The sequence below is a fragment of the Yersinia sp. 2541 StPb PI genome, assembly GCF_052217145.1.
Classification (GTDB): domain Bacteria; phylum Pseudomonadota; class Gammaproteobacteria; order Enterobacterales; family Enterobacteriaceae; genus Yersinia; species Yersinia enterocolitica_E.
The window spans coordinates 236,485-251,635 of sequence record NZ_JAZGQB010000001.1 but is presented as its reverse complement, the minus strand read 5'-3'; the positions used below and the strand labels follow the sequence as shown (position 1 = coordinate 251,635).

Here is a 15,151-nt window from a genome sequence, read left to right as displayed (position 1 = left end):
CGTGCTCCCTTTGCCGCTACTCATTGACGCCACCTGCGAGATATTCTTTCAGGCTTAATTTCACCAACAGTACGGAATTATCACTATTAATCTCAACCAGCTGGGTCTGAACAGGGGTGGGGATTTCGGCTAGTTGACGAAATAAATGGAGTAATCCATAGAAATTGACCCGCAGAGTAGCGTGCCACTGTTGGTGCCTTATGGAATCCACTGCGGCCTCGCCAACTGGCCCGGATTGTCGCTGCCAGCGAATGACTTGCCCGCCAAACGGGGCAATCAATTCATCGGTCAGATGGGCCATTGAACTATCAAGTGACAACCACGATGCCTCCCTTTCTTTCAATACCATCATTTGCTGACGAACCAGAGAAAGTGAGGGTAACGGTGCCAAAGCCGCCTGATGATGATCAACCTGTTGCTGATGTTGAATAATCTTATCTGCGGTGAGCCTCTGCTGTTGCCATGCAGGACGTAATAACATGCCATAAGCCATAACACTTAAAAGCCCAAGAAAAACCCACTGCCCTATCAAGATTTGCCAACCCGGCCTATCCATCCAATGTTGCAGCCGCTTATTCATTACTACCTCTTTCATCACTATCTCTGTCCTGCCAGTCGGCCCAAACCGCAAAGCGAAAATTACCGTCATCCTGCTGAGCAATTTTTTGTAAATGCACTGTTGTGAAGAGAGGCGAGCGGCCTAAACGCACTACAAAGAGATTAATTGCGGCATAACTCTGGCTAATTACCTCAAAAACCACCTTATCGCCTTGTGGTATCAGGCTGACCAACCAGCAGCTATCTGGAATTTGCTGCGATAGCTGCTGCAATAATATTGAATATCGCTGGGCAAGTTGGTGGGCCTGACGATAAATCTGAGCGCGCTGTTCCCGATGCCGTAGTTGTGCCATTGTCTGTTGCACCTCTTGATGGTGCTGGCCTAAGGCTATTTGCTGCTGGGATAGCGCTGCCAGACGGATTTGTTGGCTGGAATTTACTACCCGTGATTGCAGTTGTATTACAACCAGTAGGATGGCTAAAAATAGGCATTGGCATAAACCTAGATTGCGCCAAAAACGGTAACGGGATGATTGACGTTCTGCACGCCATAACGAAAAATTAACTTGATACATCAGTCGTCTGCCGGGCGTAATGCCAGCCCTCCGGCCAGAATAAATGCAGCGGGGGATGGCGGCAGTGGCGGTTGATACTGGGCAAAAGCCGTAAAGGGTGACCAGCCGGTGGTATTTTCAACCGGGGCATCATCCACCACATTACTGTAATACACCGTTATCGGTATTCCACTCTGCTCGGGATAACGCGCCTGAAGTTGTCTCAGCAACGTCGGTAATGGATTGAATGTAGTAGGCGGCTGGCCTGGTGCTACATCCTCTGAGTCGGCTGCTACCACACCAAAGTCAAACGGCATGTCAGCCGATGACACCCACAGCCACTCACTCTCCAAACGGTGAACCAACCAATATGGTCCCGATAATCCTGCCGCCATCGCCATATAACGAAGAGCGCAGGGGGTAATATCAATCATATCGGAAGGTAAACCCGCTTGATGCAAGCACGCCTGCCATTGCTGAACTTCTGACTGACGGGCGGCGGTGATGATTAACTCACTACTGGCTGTGGTTTCACTACGATAATCGAGGGCTAAAGCCTGACTGCCGAGCGGAAAGACCTTACTTGCTGCGGCTTTGATAAAACCATCACGCTGCGGTTCGCGTAAACGCCGGTCCGGTGTCGGAATAGTGTGTTGCAATATGCGCTGTGCGGGCAATGCGATACGTAATGAAATATGTTTTGGTAATTGTTTACGCAATAATTTGAGTTTGTCGCTAACCATATCTGGCTGTTGTAAAATACCCTCCCGCAAAACGCCAGAAGGTAAGGTTTGATGCCACCAGTAGCGCAGTTGCCAGCCATAGCGGCGTCTGACAACAGCCAAAGCGCGTATAGCATCTATTTGAATATCTAGCCCAACCTGCCAATATTGTGAGTACATCTTTGTCGACCTCCATGTCGAGAGACAATAAAAGAACGTATCCATGTTACGGGCTTGCCTTTATACTACGGCGCGGTTGTTTATAAACTGCCCAATTGACATTGAATGGGAAATCTCAGGTGAAGTTCGTAAAGTATTTTTTGATCCTTACAGTGTGTTGCATTTTACTGGGAGCAGCCTCGATATTTGGCCTGTACAAATATATTGAGCCACAGCTACCCGATGTTGCCACGCTGAAAGATGTCCGGCTGCAAACACCTATGTTGGTGTATAGCGCCGAAGGCGAATTGATCGCTCAATACGGTGAAAAACGCCGTATCCCGTTGACATTAAAACAAATTCCACCAGAAATGGTGCATGCATTTATTGCTACGGAAGATAGCCGATTCTATGAGCATCACGGTGTGGACCCGGTTGGGATCCTACGTGCTGCCTCAATTGCTATGGTTTCTGGGCGTGCCTCACAAGGGGCAAGTACCATTACCCAGCAATTGGCTCGCAACTTCTTCTTAAGCCCGGAACGGACTTTGATACGTAAAATCAAGGAAGCCTTTCTGGCCATTCGTATCGAACAATTACTGACCAAAGATGAAATCCTTGAGCTGTACCTGAACAAGATTTATCTCGGCTACCGTGCCTATGGTGTCGGTGCGGCAGCTCAGGTCTATTTCGGCAAAGAAGTCAATGAGTTGACCCTCAGCCAGATGGCGATGATCGCCGGTTTGCCAAAAGCGCCATCCACCTTCAACCCGCTCTATTCACATGACAGAGCAGTGGCACGCCGTAACGTAGTGCTCTCGCGTATGCTGGATGAAAAGTACATCACCCAGGCGCAGTACGATCAGGCGCGCAGTGAAGATCTGGTTGCCAACTACCATGCTCCGCAAATCGCCTTCTCAGCACCTTATCTGTCAGAAATGGTGCGGCAGGAGATGATTAAGCGTTACGGTGAGAATGCCTATACCGACGGCTATCAGGTCTATACCACCATAACCAGAAAGCTCCAGTTGGCGGCGGTCGACTCATTGCGTGCCAATGTGCTGGCTTATGATATGCGCCATGGTTATCGAGGCCCGTCCAATGTGTTGTGGAAAGTGGGCGAAAGCGCATGGGGCCGCGAGCAGATTATCGATTCACTGAAAACCTTGCCGGTCTATGGCCCACTGCTGCCTGCGGTGGTGACCGAAGCTAATACGACGCAAGCAACGGCACTGTTGGCAGATGGCAGCAACGTGACCTTACCAATGTCCGGCATGCGTTGGGCACGTCCGTTTAAATCGGATAACGCCCAAGGGCCAACACCAAAACAAGTGACCGATGTGGTGCAGCCTGGCCAGCAGATTTGGGTAAGAAAAGTAGAAGATAATTGGTGGCTGGCACAGGTGCCGGACGTTAACTCAGCCTTGGTTTCTATCGATCCAAACAATGGTGCGGTTAAAGCGCTGGTCGGCGGTTTTGACTTTAACCAAAGTAAATTTAACCGTGCGACACAGGCACTACGCCAGGTCGGTTCGAATATCAAACCCTTCCTGTATACCGCGGCAATGGACAAAGGTCTGACGCTGGCAACCATCCTCAATGACCTGCCAATTACGCGCTGGGATGCGGGTGCAGGTACCGATTGGCGGCCAAAAAACTCACCACCGACTTACGACGGCCCAATTCGTTTACGCCAAGGTTTAGGTCAATCGAAGAACGTGGTGATGGTGCGGGCAATGCGTGCCATGGGTGTGGATTATGCGGCTGAATACCTGCAACGCTTTGGTTTCCCAGCACAAAATATTGTGCACTCAGAATCCCTGGCATTAGGTTCCGCCTCCTTTACGCCATTGCAGTTAGTCCGTGGTTATGCCGTGTTGGCAAACGGCGGCTATCTGGTCGATCCCTATTTCATCACCAAGATAACTGATGATGTGGGCAATGTGCTGTTCGAAGAGAAACCGAAGATTGTCTGTGAAGAGTGTAACTTACCGGTTATTTACGGTGACACTCAGCGCTCAGTTGTTCTGTCTGATGATAACATCGAAAACGTCGCCACCTCGCAGAACAATAACGCCAGTAATGTGCCAATGCCTGAGTTAGAAAAAGTGACGCCCGAACAGGCCAAGCTCAACGGTGACCAGCAATACGCACCCCATGTGATAAGCACGCCGTTGGCCTTTTTGATTCGTGATGCGTTGAACTCAAATATCTTCGGGGAACCGGGTTGGATGGGTACCGGCTGGCGTGCCGGGCGTGACCTGAAACGCAAGGATATTGGCGGTAAAACCGGTACCACTAACAACTCAAAAGATGCTTGGTTCTCTGGCTACGGCCCGGATACCGTGACCTCCGTCTGGATTGGCTTCGATGACCATCGCCGCGACTTAGGCCGCAGCTCTGCATCAGGGGCCATATCAGATCAGATCTCTGGTGCTGAAGGTGGGGCGAAGAGTGCGCAACCTGCATGGGATGACTTTATGAAAGCGGCCCTTGAAGGTTTGCCAGAAAAACCGGTTTCTCCACCGCCGGGTATTGTCAGCGTAGTGATTGATAAGCAGACAGGTAAGTTATCCAGTGGCGGGCCAGGCAGTCGTTCAGAGTACTTTATCGAGGGGACACAACCCACCGAGTATTCAGTACATGAAGCAGGGACGACTCTAATGGATAACGGGCAGACTCACGAGTTGTTCTGATGGAGTTGTTCTGTAAACGCTGATTGCCTGAGTATCAAGACGGAGCAGCGCCAATATAAAAGCCGGGAGCTCGTAACAGAGTCCCGGCTTTTTTATCTCTGACCATTACTTATTAAGAAATGCCTGAGCCAGAAAAAGGGCACTAACATTACGGGCCTCGCGAAAATCAGGCTCATCCAGCAGTGCCATCATATTGGCGATCGGCCAGCGGACTTGTGGCAGGGGTTCCGGCTCGTCACCCTCCAGACTTTGTGGATAGAGGTTATGAGCAATAACAATATTCATTTTGCTAGAGAAATAGGACGGAGCCATCGTCAGCTTACTGAGATAATCAAAGCTTTTAGCACCAAAGCCAACCTCTTCCATCAGTTCACGATTCGCCGCCTCCAGCACACCTTCGCCCGGATCAATCAACCCTTTGGGGAAGCCCAGCTCATACTCTTCAATACCCACGGCATATTCACGAATCAGCAGGAGATCATCGCCAATAATCGGCACTATCATCACCGCTTCACGGTTTGATGGCCGCATTCGTTCATAAACGCGTTGTACGCCATTACTGAACTCCAGATCCACCGCTTCAACAGTAAACAAGCGGGAGTGGGCAACCGTTTCTATTTTAAGAATTTTAGGTTTTTGCAGGTGTTTCATGATAGCCCCAATTTAAATACTCACCGCCTATCGGACTTACATCAGGATAACCAGAGCTATTTTATGGTTACTTAGTAAGCCACTTTTTGCCGATAACGATTAACCCAACACTTTATACTGGAATTTATTAGAACTTGATCACATTGTGCGTTAGTGAGAACCTTTATCGCAATCTCAGTTAGATATAATTTACCTGTTTTTAACATGACGTCGAGTTTAGTCAAGATTCAACCGGTTAAATTTCATCCTACCCTCACTCAACACACGTTAAAAAATGTGTTTGAAAATAGGATTATGCTGATATTACCGCTGTTTTAGCCTTGCTATCCTTATCAATCTACGGGCAGTTTAAGAGCACTTGCATTAGGTTTTTTGATGAATAATAGCGTGTAAAATGCTAGTTCACTGAATGACTCTGTTATATGCCTTGGTACTGTTTTTACGCATAATATGCATTCTTTCATAGAGTTGACGTAAGTCAGAGGCGCTCGGATGGGGATGGGATGAGCACAATAGTCTTAATATTGGCCTTACTGTTGACCAGTCTGATCGCGGTAGGTTTGTTATGGTGGTTCCGATTCCGCCACCCCGCCCCCGTAACTGCAATACTGCCGTTCGCTAAACCTATTCACCGTAAACTCACCGCGGAAGAACGGGTTAATATTGAGAATTATCTGCTCGGTCAGCAAGAGAAGCTCGGATTCAAATCCCAGTCAACTTTTGACACCCGCACACTGACGAACAGCAATCTTGCGCCAGCAAAGCTGACTCTAACTCCACAAAGCGAAAATGTTTATTCGGTTACCCGCGCCATCACCCGCTACGGCGTGGCGAGTGACGAACCCAATAAATGGCGTTATTACCTTGATTCGATTGAAGTTCACCTACCGGCTTCGTGGGAACAATATATCGCTCAGGATAATGACGTAGAACTTATCCAAACGCAGACGATTCCTTTGGTGATCTCCCTTAATGGGCATACGCTTAAAAATCACCAGGCTGAGAATAGCTACCAGCCTATCTTGCCTTCTCCAGCGCAAAATGCCTCAATCCGCAAAGCGGACAGCGAACATATAGAGCTGTTGAATATCCGCAAGGAAACACCCGAAGAATATGCCTTACATGGTGCTAATGGCTTAAAAGAAGCCGCTGCGATCTGTCTGGCATTGTTATTACTGTTTTTCGCACTCACCGGTCCGGCGGTTACACTGCCCTGGCTGATTATTGTGGCGATAACGTTAACCGGTTGGGCATGCTGGAATATGTTCCGCCCGTTATCTGAAAAAGATTTGCGTGAAGTCCATTGCTTGAGCGGTACGCCAAAGCGCTGGGGGCTGTTTGGTGAATCGAACCAAGGGCAGATGAATAACATCTCGCTCGGGATTGTCGACCTGATTTATCCGGCCCATTGGGGGCCCTATTTTGCTCATGACCTGGGCAAGAAAACCAACATTGATATCTATCTCAACCGTCAGGTCGTGCGTCAGGGGCCTTTTTTATCCCTGCATGACGAAATGAAACATTTCCCGTTACAGCGCTGGGGGAAAAACCTGACGCTTATTGCCGGCTCACTGTTAATAATGGTGTTATTGCTAATCTATGTGCCGCTCAGCTTGCCATTGAAATTGAGTATTGCCTGGTTGCAAGGCGCACAAAGCCAGCAAGTTACTAGTGTTGAAGCTCTGGATAAAATGCCTCTGCGCATCGGCGATATGCTGAAAGCTCAGGGTACCGGTATGTGTTATGTCCCGCCGAATACTCAAAATCCGCATAGTTTTGTTTTTACGCCGTTTGATTGTTCTGGGATCTATTGGAATAACGCAGCACCACTGCCACAACCTGAATCTGACACCATTGAAAAAGCCGCCGCACTGGTGGCAACAGTCAATCAGCAGTTGCATCCGCAAGGTACTGGTGCCAACGTCAACCCACAGTTGGCAACCGCCATTGAAAAATCTGGCATGATTTTACTGAATGATTTTGCAGATATCGTTTTAAAAACACAGGCATTATGCGGTGGAGATAGCGACTGTGTCCGCCTGAAAAATGCCTTGGTTAACTTAGGTAATGCCAAGAATTGGCCGGGGCTGGTTAAACGAGCACAATCTGGCACATTGAAAGGGATGAATGTGCTGTTGCGCCCAGTCAGTGCCGATACCCTGGAAAGTCTGGTTAAAACCGCTACCTCATCGTTTGTTTATCGTGAAACGCATTTGGCAACTGAAGCATTAAATAGCCCGCCGCCGGGTGGCTTCTTGCTAACCAGTGATGAAGGTAAGCAGTTAGTTAATCACCCTGCCCCTGCCGTCCCCATGTTTGATTACAGCGCACTGGAGCAGTGGCGGGAATTACAACGGCTCTCCGGGCTGCTACTTAATACTCAGTTTAAGGCAGAAGGCATCATTACCAATATCACCATTGATGCCAATGGCACACGGCATATCGCGCTACACAGTGAGCCGGATATCGTCACACTCGGCCGCTATCTGGGTACCAGCCTATTGCTGCTAATACTGATTGCCTGTCTGGCCGTGAATATCACTTTATTAATTCAACGGATACTACGAAACCGTAACCGGATGGATAATATTCAACGCTATTATGATAATTGTTTTAACCAGACCCTCACTCCTGCGCCTTTCCTGCGTTAGCTTTCTTTCAGGCCATATCATTCATCTCTGGCTGGCTCTGTAACTTTGATATGCTAGGCTAACTTTATCTGTGGCTGTTATCGGGACATCACCCTGATGGCGCTGGTATTCGTTGTAACCCGTATTATTTGTTTGCATAAAAATAATTTGATTGTGGAGCCGCTATGCCCCCAGAATTTAATTGGCAAGAGATTGATACCGTGCTGTTGGACATGGATGGCACCCTGTTGGATTTGGAGTTCGATAGCCATTTCTGGCTAAAGCAGGTGCCGGAAACCCTTAGCCAACACCGAGGGATCCCGCTGGAGCAGGCCCACAAAATTATTCATGATGAATACTTGGCAGTGCAACATACCTTAAACTGGTATTGCTTCGATTATTGGAGTGAACGGTTGGACTTAGATATTTACGCCATGACCACGGCTGCGGGTAACCGGGTTCGTCTGCGCCAGGATACTGAGCCGTTTTTGTCCAGTTTACGCCAGCAAGGGTTACAAACCATTTTGCTCACCAACGCCCATCCACACAGTCTGGCAGTCAAAATTGAGCATACTGCACTTGACCAGCACCTTGATTTATTACTTTCCACCCATACATTTGGTTATCCGAAGGAAGATCAACGACTGTGGCAAGCTGTCGCGCAGCATACCGGGCTGAATCCGGCCAGAACCTTATTCGTCGATGACAGTGAAACGATTCTGGATGCCGCGCGCACATTCGGTATCCGCTACTGTCTGGGTATAGAAAACCCGGATTCCAGTTGTGCTGACAAAGCATTTCACAGCCACCCTGCAATCAATGATTACCGTAAGCTATTACCCGCGCTACAGTTACGTGGTGACTAAAAAGATGTTTAGCCCTATAGCCTAAATAATTCGCGTTGCAACAAGGCGACCAACACGCATGCGACGTGAAATATGACGGAGATAACAGGCAGGAGTATTCATGAAGGATAAAGCAGTTTCTGACGAATCGGTTCGGCTGGATAAATGGCTTTGGGCAGCCCGGTTTTATAAAACCAGAGCAATCGCCCGGGAAATGGTGGATGGCGGTAAAGTCCACTACAACGGCCAGCGCGGTAAACCGAGCAAGTTGGTTGAACTGAATGCTGAAATCCGCCTGCGTCAGGGCAATGATGAACGCACGGTGCGGGTATTGGCATTACACGGTCAACGCCGTGGTGCAAGCGAAGCACAGGCATTGTATGAAGAGACTGAAGCCAGTATTGCCAATCGCGATAAGGTGGCACAGGCGCGTAAACTGAATGCCCTGACCATGCCACATCCTGACCGACGGCCGGATAAAAAAGAGCGTCGCAACCTGATCAAATTTAAACAAGGCGAGTCTGAGTAAACCCTATAGATTTCAACATGCAGGACGGCAGCCCACACACCTGCAACTTGAAAGATGACGGCTTTGCTTGCAGCCAGAAAGAGAGAAAACTATGTCTAATCACGACCAATTACACCGCTATCTGTTTGCTAACCATGCTGTGCGCGGTGAGCTGGTTTCAGTCAATGAAACCTACCAGCAAGTATTAGCCAATCATGATTACCCACCAGCGGTACAAAAACTGTTGGGTGAGATGTTGGTCGCAACCAGTTTACTGACCGCCACGCTCAAGTTTGATGGTGATATTACCGTGCAGTTACAAGGAGGGGATGGCCCATTGTCACTGGCAGTGATTAACGGTAATAACCAGCAGCAGATGCGGGGTGTCGCCCGCTTTAAAGGTGAAATCAGCGATGAAAGCACACTGAAAGAGATGGTCGGCAACGGCTATCTGGTTATCACTATCACCCCGGCAAAGGGCGAGCGCTATCAGGGTGTGGTCGCACTGGAAGGGGAGACTATCGCCGCCTGTCTGGAAAATTACTTTATGCAGTCGGAACAATTACCAACACGCCTGTTTATTCGTACCGGCAGTGTGGAAGGTAAAGCCGCTGCGGGCGGGATGTTGCTGCAAGTGTTACCAGCCGAAGAGCGCAATGAAGATGAGTTTGATCACCTGGCACAGCTTACCACTACCATCAAAGCTGAGGAGCTATTTACGCTGCCAGCGAATGAAGTGCTGTATCGTTTATATCATCAGGAAGAAGTGACGTTATATGAGCCGCAAAACGTCAGTTTCTGCTGCACCTGTTCCCGCGAGCGTTGTGCTGATGCATTAGTCACACTGTCGGAAGATGACATCACCGAAATGCTGGAACAAGATGGCAATATTGATATGCATTGTGAGTATTGCGGCAATCACTACCTGTTTGATGCCGTTGATATCGCCTCATTAAAGAGTGGTAACAGCACTTCCTCAGAACAAATTCATTAATAAGCATAATGATTGGTTGGGTGCTGACTCGTGCCCAGCTATTTCTTCTGGCGTTTCATACTTGCGACAATCCGTGTCCTATCTCTCATAACCTAGCGAAAAATAGGTCATATGTTGAAATATTTGATAGCTATCGCTGTTAATCAGAGATGAGGATTTACAATCGCTGGTAGAAAATTGACGATCCAGGAGTTATGACATGAGTGTTAAAGGAATTACCCCGCAGGAGCTCGCCGCCTATGGCATCCATAACGTCAGCGAGATTGTTTACAACCCAAGCTATGATTTACTGTTCCAGGAAGAGACCAAACCCACGCTTGAAGGATACGAGCGCGGAATCCTCACCACCACAGGAGCAATAGCGGTAGATACCGGGATTTTTACCGGCCGCTCGCCAAAAGATAAATATATTGTCCGCGATGCCATCACTCAAGATACCGTGTGGTGGGCCGATCAGGGCAAAGGCAAAAATGATAACAAGCCACTGAGTCAGGAAACCTGGAGCCACTTGAAAGGGTTGGTAACCGAGCAACTGTCCGGTAAGCGTCTGTTTGTTGTTGATACTTTCTGCGGTGCTAACGCCGATACTCGCCTGCAAGTTCGCTTTGTCACTGAAGTCGCGTGGCAGGCTCATTTTGTCAAAAACATGTTTATCCGCCCATCAGACGAAGAACTGGCCCATTTCGAGCCTGATTTTATCGTCATGAATGGCGCTAAATGCACCAACCCAGACTGGAAAGAGCAAGGTCTGAATTCCGAGAACTTTGTTGCCTTTAACCTGACAGAACGTATGCAGCTCATTGGCGGCACATGGTATGGCGGCGAAATGAAGAAAGGTATGTTCTCGATGATGAACTACCTGCTGCCACTGAAAGGCATTGCTTCCATGCACTGCTCGGCCAACGTCGGCGAGAAAGGCGATGTGGCTATCTTCTTCGGTCTGTCTGGTACCGGTAAAACCACGCTGTCGACTGATCCGAAACGTAAGTTGATTGGTGATGACGAACATGGTTGGGATGATGACGGCGTATTTAACTTTGAAGGTGGCTGCTACGCCAAAACCATCAAGTTATCTGAAGAGGCAGAACCGGATATTTATCATGCTATTAAGCGTGATGCCTTGCTGGAGAACGTGGTAGTACTGGCCGATGGTACCGTTGATTTCAATGATGGTTCCAAAACGGAAAACACCCGTGTTTCTTACCCGATCTATCACATTGAAAATATCGTTAAACCGGTTTCTAAAGCGGGTCATGCCACTAAGGTTATCTTCCTGACTGCTGATGCCTTTGGTGTATTGCCACCAGTATCACGCCTGACAGCAAATCAAACCCAGTATCACTTCCTGTCTGGCTTCACCGCTAAACTGGCTGGTACTGAGCGCGGTGTAACTGAGCCAACACCGACCTTCTCAGCCTGTTTTGGTGCAGCTTTCCTGTCGCTGCATCCAACACAATATGCAGAAGTGCTGGTTAAACGTATGCAAGCGGTGGGCGCACAAGCCTATCTGGTCAATACTGGCTGGAATGGCACTGGCAAACGTATTTCCATCAAGGATACCCGTGGCATCATTGACGCCATTCTGAACGGTGAGATTGATAAAGCAGAAACCTTCACTCTGCCAATCTTTGATCTGGCGGTGCCAACGGCATTACCGGGCGTGAACCCAGAGATCCTCGATCCTCGTGACACTTACGCTGATGTGGCACAGTGGCAAGAGAAAGCCGAAGATCTGGCGAAGCGTTTTACCACTAACTTTGATAAGTATACTGATACCCCAGCAGGTGCTGCATTGGTTAGCGCAGGGCCAAAGCTCTAAGTTAGCGTTGATTTTGTAATGATTATGGGAGGGACACATTTGTGTCCCTTTTGTTTTTCGCCAATCAAAAATGGATTAGATCAGGTTTGGTGGATGAGTGATCGGGTTCGGTTGTTAAAGCGCCGAGTCAGGTTTCGGTTGATATTCGATTTGTTCTCATTGCTGGCTTTGCCACCTCAACCGAGCAGGAGGGCAAGCCGGCCCTCCTGCACCTGCGGCTTGCGCGAAATATTACTGCTATTCGCAGTCCCCTCAGGCAGCTTGCAGGCTTAATCGAACCAGGGCTGACTCGCTCCCAGCTCGACAGCCCCTTTCGCCGCGTCCATGCGGCTCATTCGGCCTGCAATCTTGGTCGGTAATATTCCTGATTGCGCTCAACGTCAAAAGAGAAAATCAAAATCATGGTTTTAGGTTTTGAAGTTTAAAAGCACATTTGAGCAGCCGAGTGAAGAATGGAGCAAGGGAAATCCGCCATGGACGGCGGATTTAGGCGTCATGAGCAGGGATGCGAATAAAGCCGTCCCGCCAGCGAAATGATGAGTGAGGGAACCCACGCAGTGGGCAGGCGATACGTGCGAAGCGCGGGATTCCACAAGGGTGCGCGCCCGCACCCTTTGGCGGTTGAGGCTACGGAGGTTAAGTCAACTCCGTTGCTTTAACAACCGAACCCGATCACTAAACTCATATCAACCGAAACCTGATCCGACCCCACCATAACCGAACCTGACCACTAAACTCATATCAACCGAACCTGATCACCATACTAAATAACCAAAATAAAACTCACACTACCGCAGGTGGCTTCGCCTTCATATCTAACGGCAACGGAATATACGCCCGGATCCGTAAACCGCCTCGCTCACTGGTACCGATATCCAACGAACCGGCGTGGGCATCAATAATCCGCTGCACAATCGCCAAGCCCAGTCCAGTACCACTGGTACTCCGCGCGCTATCGCCACGCACAAAAGGCTGGAACAGATGCTTCAAATCTTCAGGCTTGATACCAGGGCCGTCATCCTCAACCTGGAACCACGCACGCTGTAGCTCAGTGCCACTACTGACTTTTATCCAGCCATTACCGTAACGCGCCGCATTCACCACCATATTGGCCAACGCACGCTTAATCGATAACGGATGGATATCCACCAGCACTTCACCTGCACACAAATCAGTCTCGATTACCCGCTCATAACCACTTTCAGCCGCGATCACTTCACCGAGTACGGCATTCAAATCACTCGACTCTGTCGGCATCTCCTGCCCGGTACGTAGATAATCGATAAATTGCTCAATAATGGCGTTGCACTCTTCGATATCTTTATTGATTGACTCAGAAAGGTATCCATCGGCTTCACTCATCATTTCAGTCGCCAAACGAATACGGGTCAACGGCGTGCGTAAATCATGGCTAACCCCAGCCATCAGCAAGGTCCGATCATCCGCCAACAACTTCACGCCGGCGGCCATTTGGTTAAATGCCCGGGTAACCGAACGCACCTCTGACGCACCATACTCCCGTAGCGGTGGCGGAATAATCCCTTTACCCACCTGCAAAGCGGCATGCTCCAGCTCAACTAATGGCCGATTCTGAATACGGATAAACAGCCAGGCTCCCCCTACAGCCAATAACATAATTGCCAGGGTATAACGGAACAGTGGCGAGAAATCGCCCTGATGGATCTCAGTTAATGGCACTCGTACCCAAATATCCGGCGATAACCACGTCTTTAGCCAGACAACAGGGGAGTTTTTATTAACTTCGACCCGAACATCGGTTGGCCCACCCAATTGTTGGGCCATTTGATCACTGAGAAATTTGTAATGCTGTGCCCAACGCAGGCCACTTTCCTCCGCCGCAGCATTGGTATAAAGCGAAATCCCCAATTCACGGTAAATCTCACGCCGAAACGCCGGCGGGACTTCAAGTAGCGTGCCATCTTCCAATTGCAGCCGGTCAGTCATCAGCATACGAACTTCATACGCCAACACTTTGTTAAACTGCTGCAAACTGGGCAAAATGGCGAAATTCAGCACCACCAAATACGTGGTGACCAGACTGACGAACAGCAAGGTCACAATCAGTAATAAGGTTCGGGCAAATGAGCTACGTGGAGAAAAGCGCCATCGCCTCATGCTTTACTGCCGTCCGGTACAAATACGTAGCCCAAGCCCCATACAGTTTGGATATAGCGCGGATGCGCCGGATCTTCCTCGACCATACGCCGCAGACGTGAAATCTGTACGTCGATGGAACGCTCCATCGCACTGTATTCGCGACCTCGGGCCAGATTCATCAGCTTATCGCGTGACAACGGCTCACGTGGATGACTCACCAAGGCTTTCAGCACCGCAAACTCACCGCTAGTCAGTGGCATAGGCTCATCTTCACGAAACATCTCGCGCGTGCCTAAATTGAGTTTGAACTTACCAAACGCAATCACTGCTTCTTCCTGTGAAGGTGCACCCGGTAGCTCGTTAGCCTGACGGCGTAACACCGCACGAATACGGGCCAGTAATTCTCGGGGGTTGAATGGCTTAGGAATATAATCGTCAGCACCAATTTCCAATCCGACGATACGGTCAACTTCCTCACCCTTCGCCGTCACCATAATGATCGGCATCGGGTTACTTTGGCTACGCAGACGGCGGCAGATAGATAGACCATCTTCACCCGGTAACATCAGATCAAGCACCATCAGGTGGAAAGACTCACGGGTCAGCAAGCGATCCATCTGTTCAGCATTGGCAACGCTGCGCACCTGGAAACCTTGCTCTGTTAGGTAACGTTCCAACAGCGCGCGCAGGCGCATATCGTCATCAACGACCAGAATCTTGTGATTCTCTTGCATTTTATTACTCCCAAAGGCCGTATTGCTCGAACCTGTACATTGTTAAAAAAACTTACTTTATACCCTAAATAATTCGAGTCGCAGGAAGGCGGCAACTGAGCGAGCCCTCGGTCACTTACATGAGTCAGTGACGGAGGGTGAACGAAGGAAGCCAACACACATG

12 protein-coding genes are annotated in these 15,151 nt (G+C 49.2%); 6 read left to right on the top strand and 6 right to left on the bottom strand.

The window, feature by feature from the left end:
* Window positions 1–16 precede the first annotated feature (16 nt).
* From V1953_RS00970 to pilM, 3 genes are read right to left on the bottom strand one after another with little or no spacing between them, the layout of a single operon-like run.
* On the bottom strand, window positions 17–580 hold the full coding sequence (locus V1953_RS00970) for a pilus assembly protein PilO (protein ID WP_193784849.1): 564 nt from the start codon (window positions 578–580) through the stop codon (window positions 17–19).
* On the bottom strand, window positions 573–1,133 hold the full coding sequence (locus V1953_RS00965; RefSeq protein ID WP_442850571.1) for a PilN domain-containing protein: 561 nt from the start codon (window positions 1,131–1,133) through the stop codon (window positions 573–575). Before V1953_RS00965 ends, V1953_RS00970 begins: the two co-directional genes overlap by 8 nt.
* On the bottom strand, window positions 1,133–2,014 hold the full coding sequence (gene pilM, locus V1953_RS00960; protein WP_372568494.1) for a type IV pilus biogenesis protein PilM: 882 nt from the start codon (window positions 2,012–2,014) through the stop codon (window positions 1,133–1,135). Before pilM ends, V1953_RS00965 begins: the two co-directional genes overlap by 1 nt.
* Before the next feature lie 119 nt (window positions 2,015–2,133).
* Between pilM and mrcA the strand changes: the two genes are divergently transcribed.
* Complete coding sequence (mrcA, locus tag V1953_RS00955) at window positions 2,134–4,689, top strand: peptidoglycan glycosyltransferase/peptidoglycan DD-transpeptidase MrcA (protein WP_083161228.1); 2,556 nt, start codon at window positions 2,134–2,136, stop codon at window positions 4,687–4,689.
* Window positions 4,690–4,794: 105 nt separating this feature from the next.
* On the opposite strand, the gene nudE is transcribed toward mrcA, so the two are convergent.
* Entirely contained in the window at window positions 4,795–5,340 is a 546-nt protein-coding gene (nudE, locus tag V1953_RS00950) for an ADP compounds hydrolase NudE (protein WP_083161230.1), read from the bottom strand.
* A gap of 503 nt (window positions 5,341–5,843) precedes the next feature.
* On the opposite strand from nudE, the gene V1953_RS00945 reads away from it, so the two are divergent.
* From V1953_RS00945 to pckA, 5 genes are all read left to right on the top strand, one after another.
* Window positions 5,844–7,991 (top strand): intracellular growth attenuator family protein, encoded by a 2,148-nt coding sequence (locus V1953_RS00945; protein WP_083161232.1) that lies wholly within the window; start codon window positions 5,844–5,846, stop codon window positions 7,989–7,991.
* A gap of 164 nt (window positions 7,992–8,155) precedes the next feature.
* A complete protein-coding gene (gene yrfG, locus V1953_RS00940) occupies window positions 8,156–8,836 on the top strand; it encodes a GMP/IMP nucleotidase (RefSeq protein WP_083161234.1) in 681 nt (226 codons plus the stop codon).
* A gap of 100 nt (window positions 8,837–8,936) precedes the next feature.
* A complete protein-coding gene (gene hslR / locus V1953_RS00935; RefSeq protein ID WP_083161235.1) occupies window positions 8,937–9,344 on the top strand; it encodes a ribosome-associated heat shock protein Hsp15 in 408 nt (135 codons plus the stop codon).
* A 91-nt stretch (window positions 9,345–9,435) separates the two neighbouring features.
* Window positions 9,436–10,317, top strand: a complete 882-nt coding sequence (gene hslO, locus V1953_RS00930) for an Hsp33 family molecular chaperone HslO (protein ID WP_372560316.1) — start codon at window positions 9,436–9,438, stop codon at window positions 10,315–10,317.
* A 199-nt stretch (window positions 10,318–10,516) separates the two neighbouring features.
* Window positions 10,517–12,136, top strand: a complete 1,620-nt coding sequence (pckA, locus tag V1953_RS00925; protein WP_083161237.1) for a phosphoenolpyruvate carboxykinase (ATP) — start codon at window positions 10,517–10,519, stop codon at window positions 12,134–12,136.
* 783 nt (window positions 12,137–12,919) lie between these two features.
* Here the strand turns inward: pckA and envZ are convergent.
* Entirely contained in the window at window positions 12,920–14,272 is a 1,353-nt protein-coding gene (envZ, locus tag V1953_RS00920) for a two-component system sensor histidine kinase EnvZ (RefSeq protein ID WP_083161238.1), read from the bottom strand.
* Window positions 14,269–14,988, bottom strand: a complete 720-nt coding sequence (ompR, locus tag V1953_RS00915; protein ID WP_004709363.1) for an osmolarity response regulator transcription factor OmpR — start codon at window positions 14,986–14,988, stop codon at window positions 14,269–14,271. The genes envZ and ompR overlap by 4 nt, the downstream gene beginning before the upstream one ends.
* Window positions 14,989–15,151 lie beyond the last annotated feature (163 nt).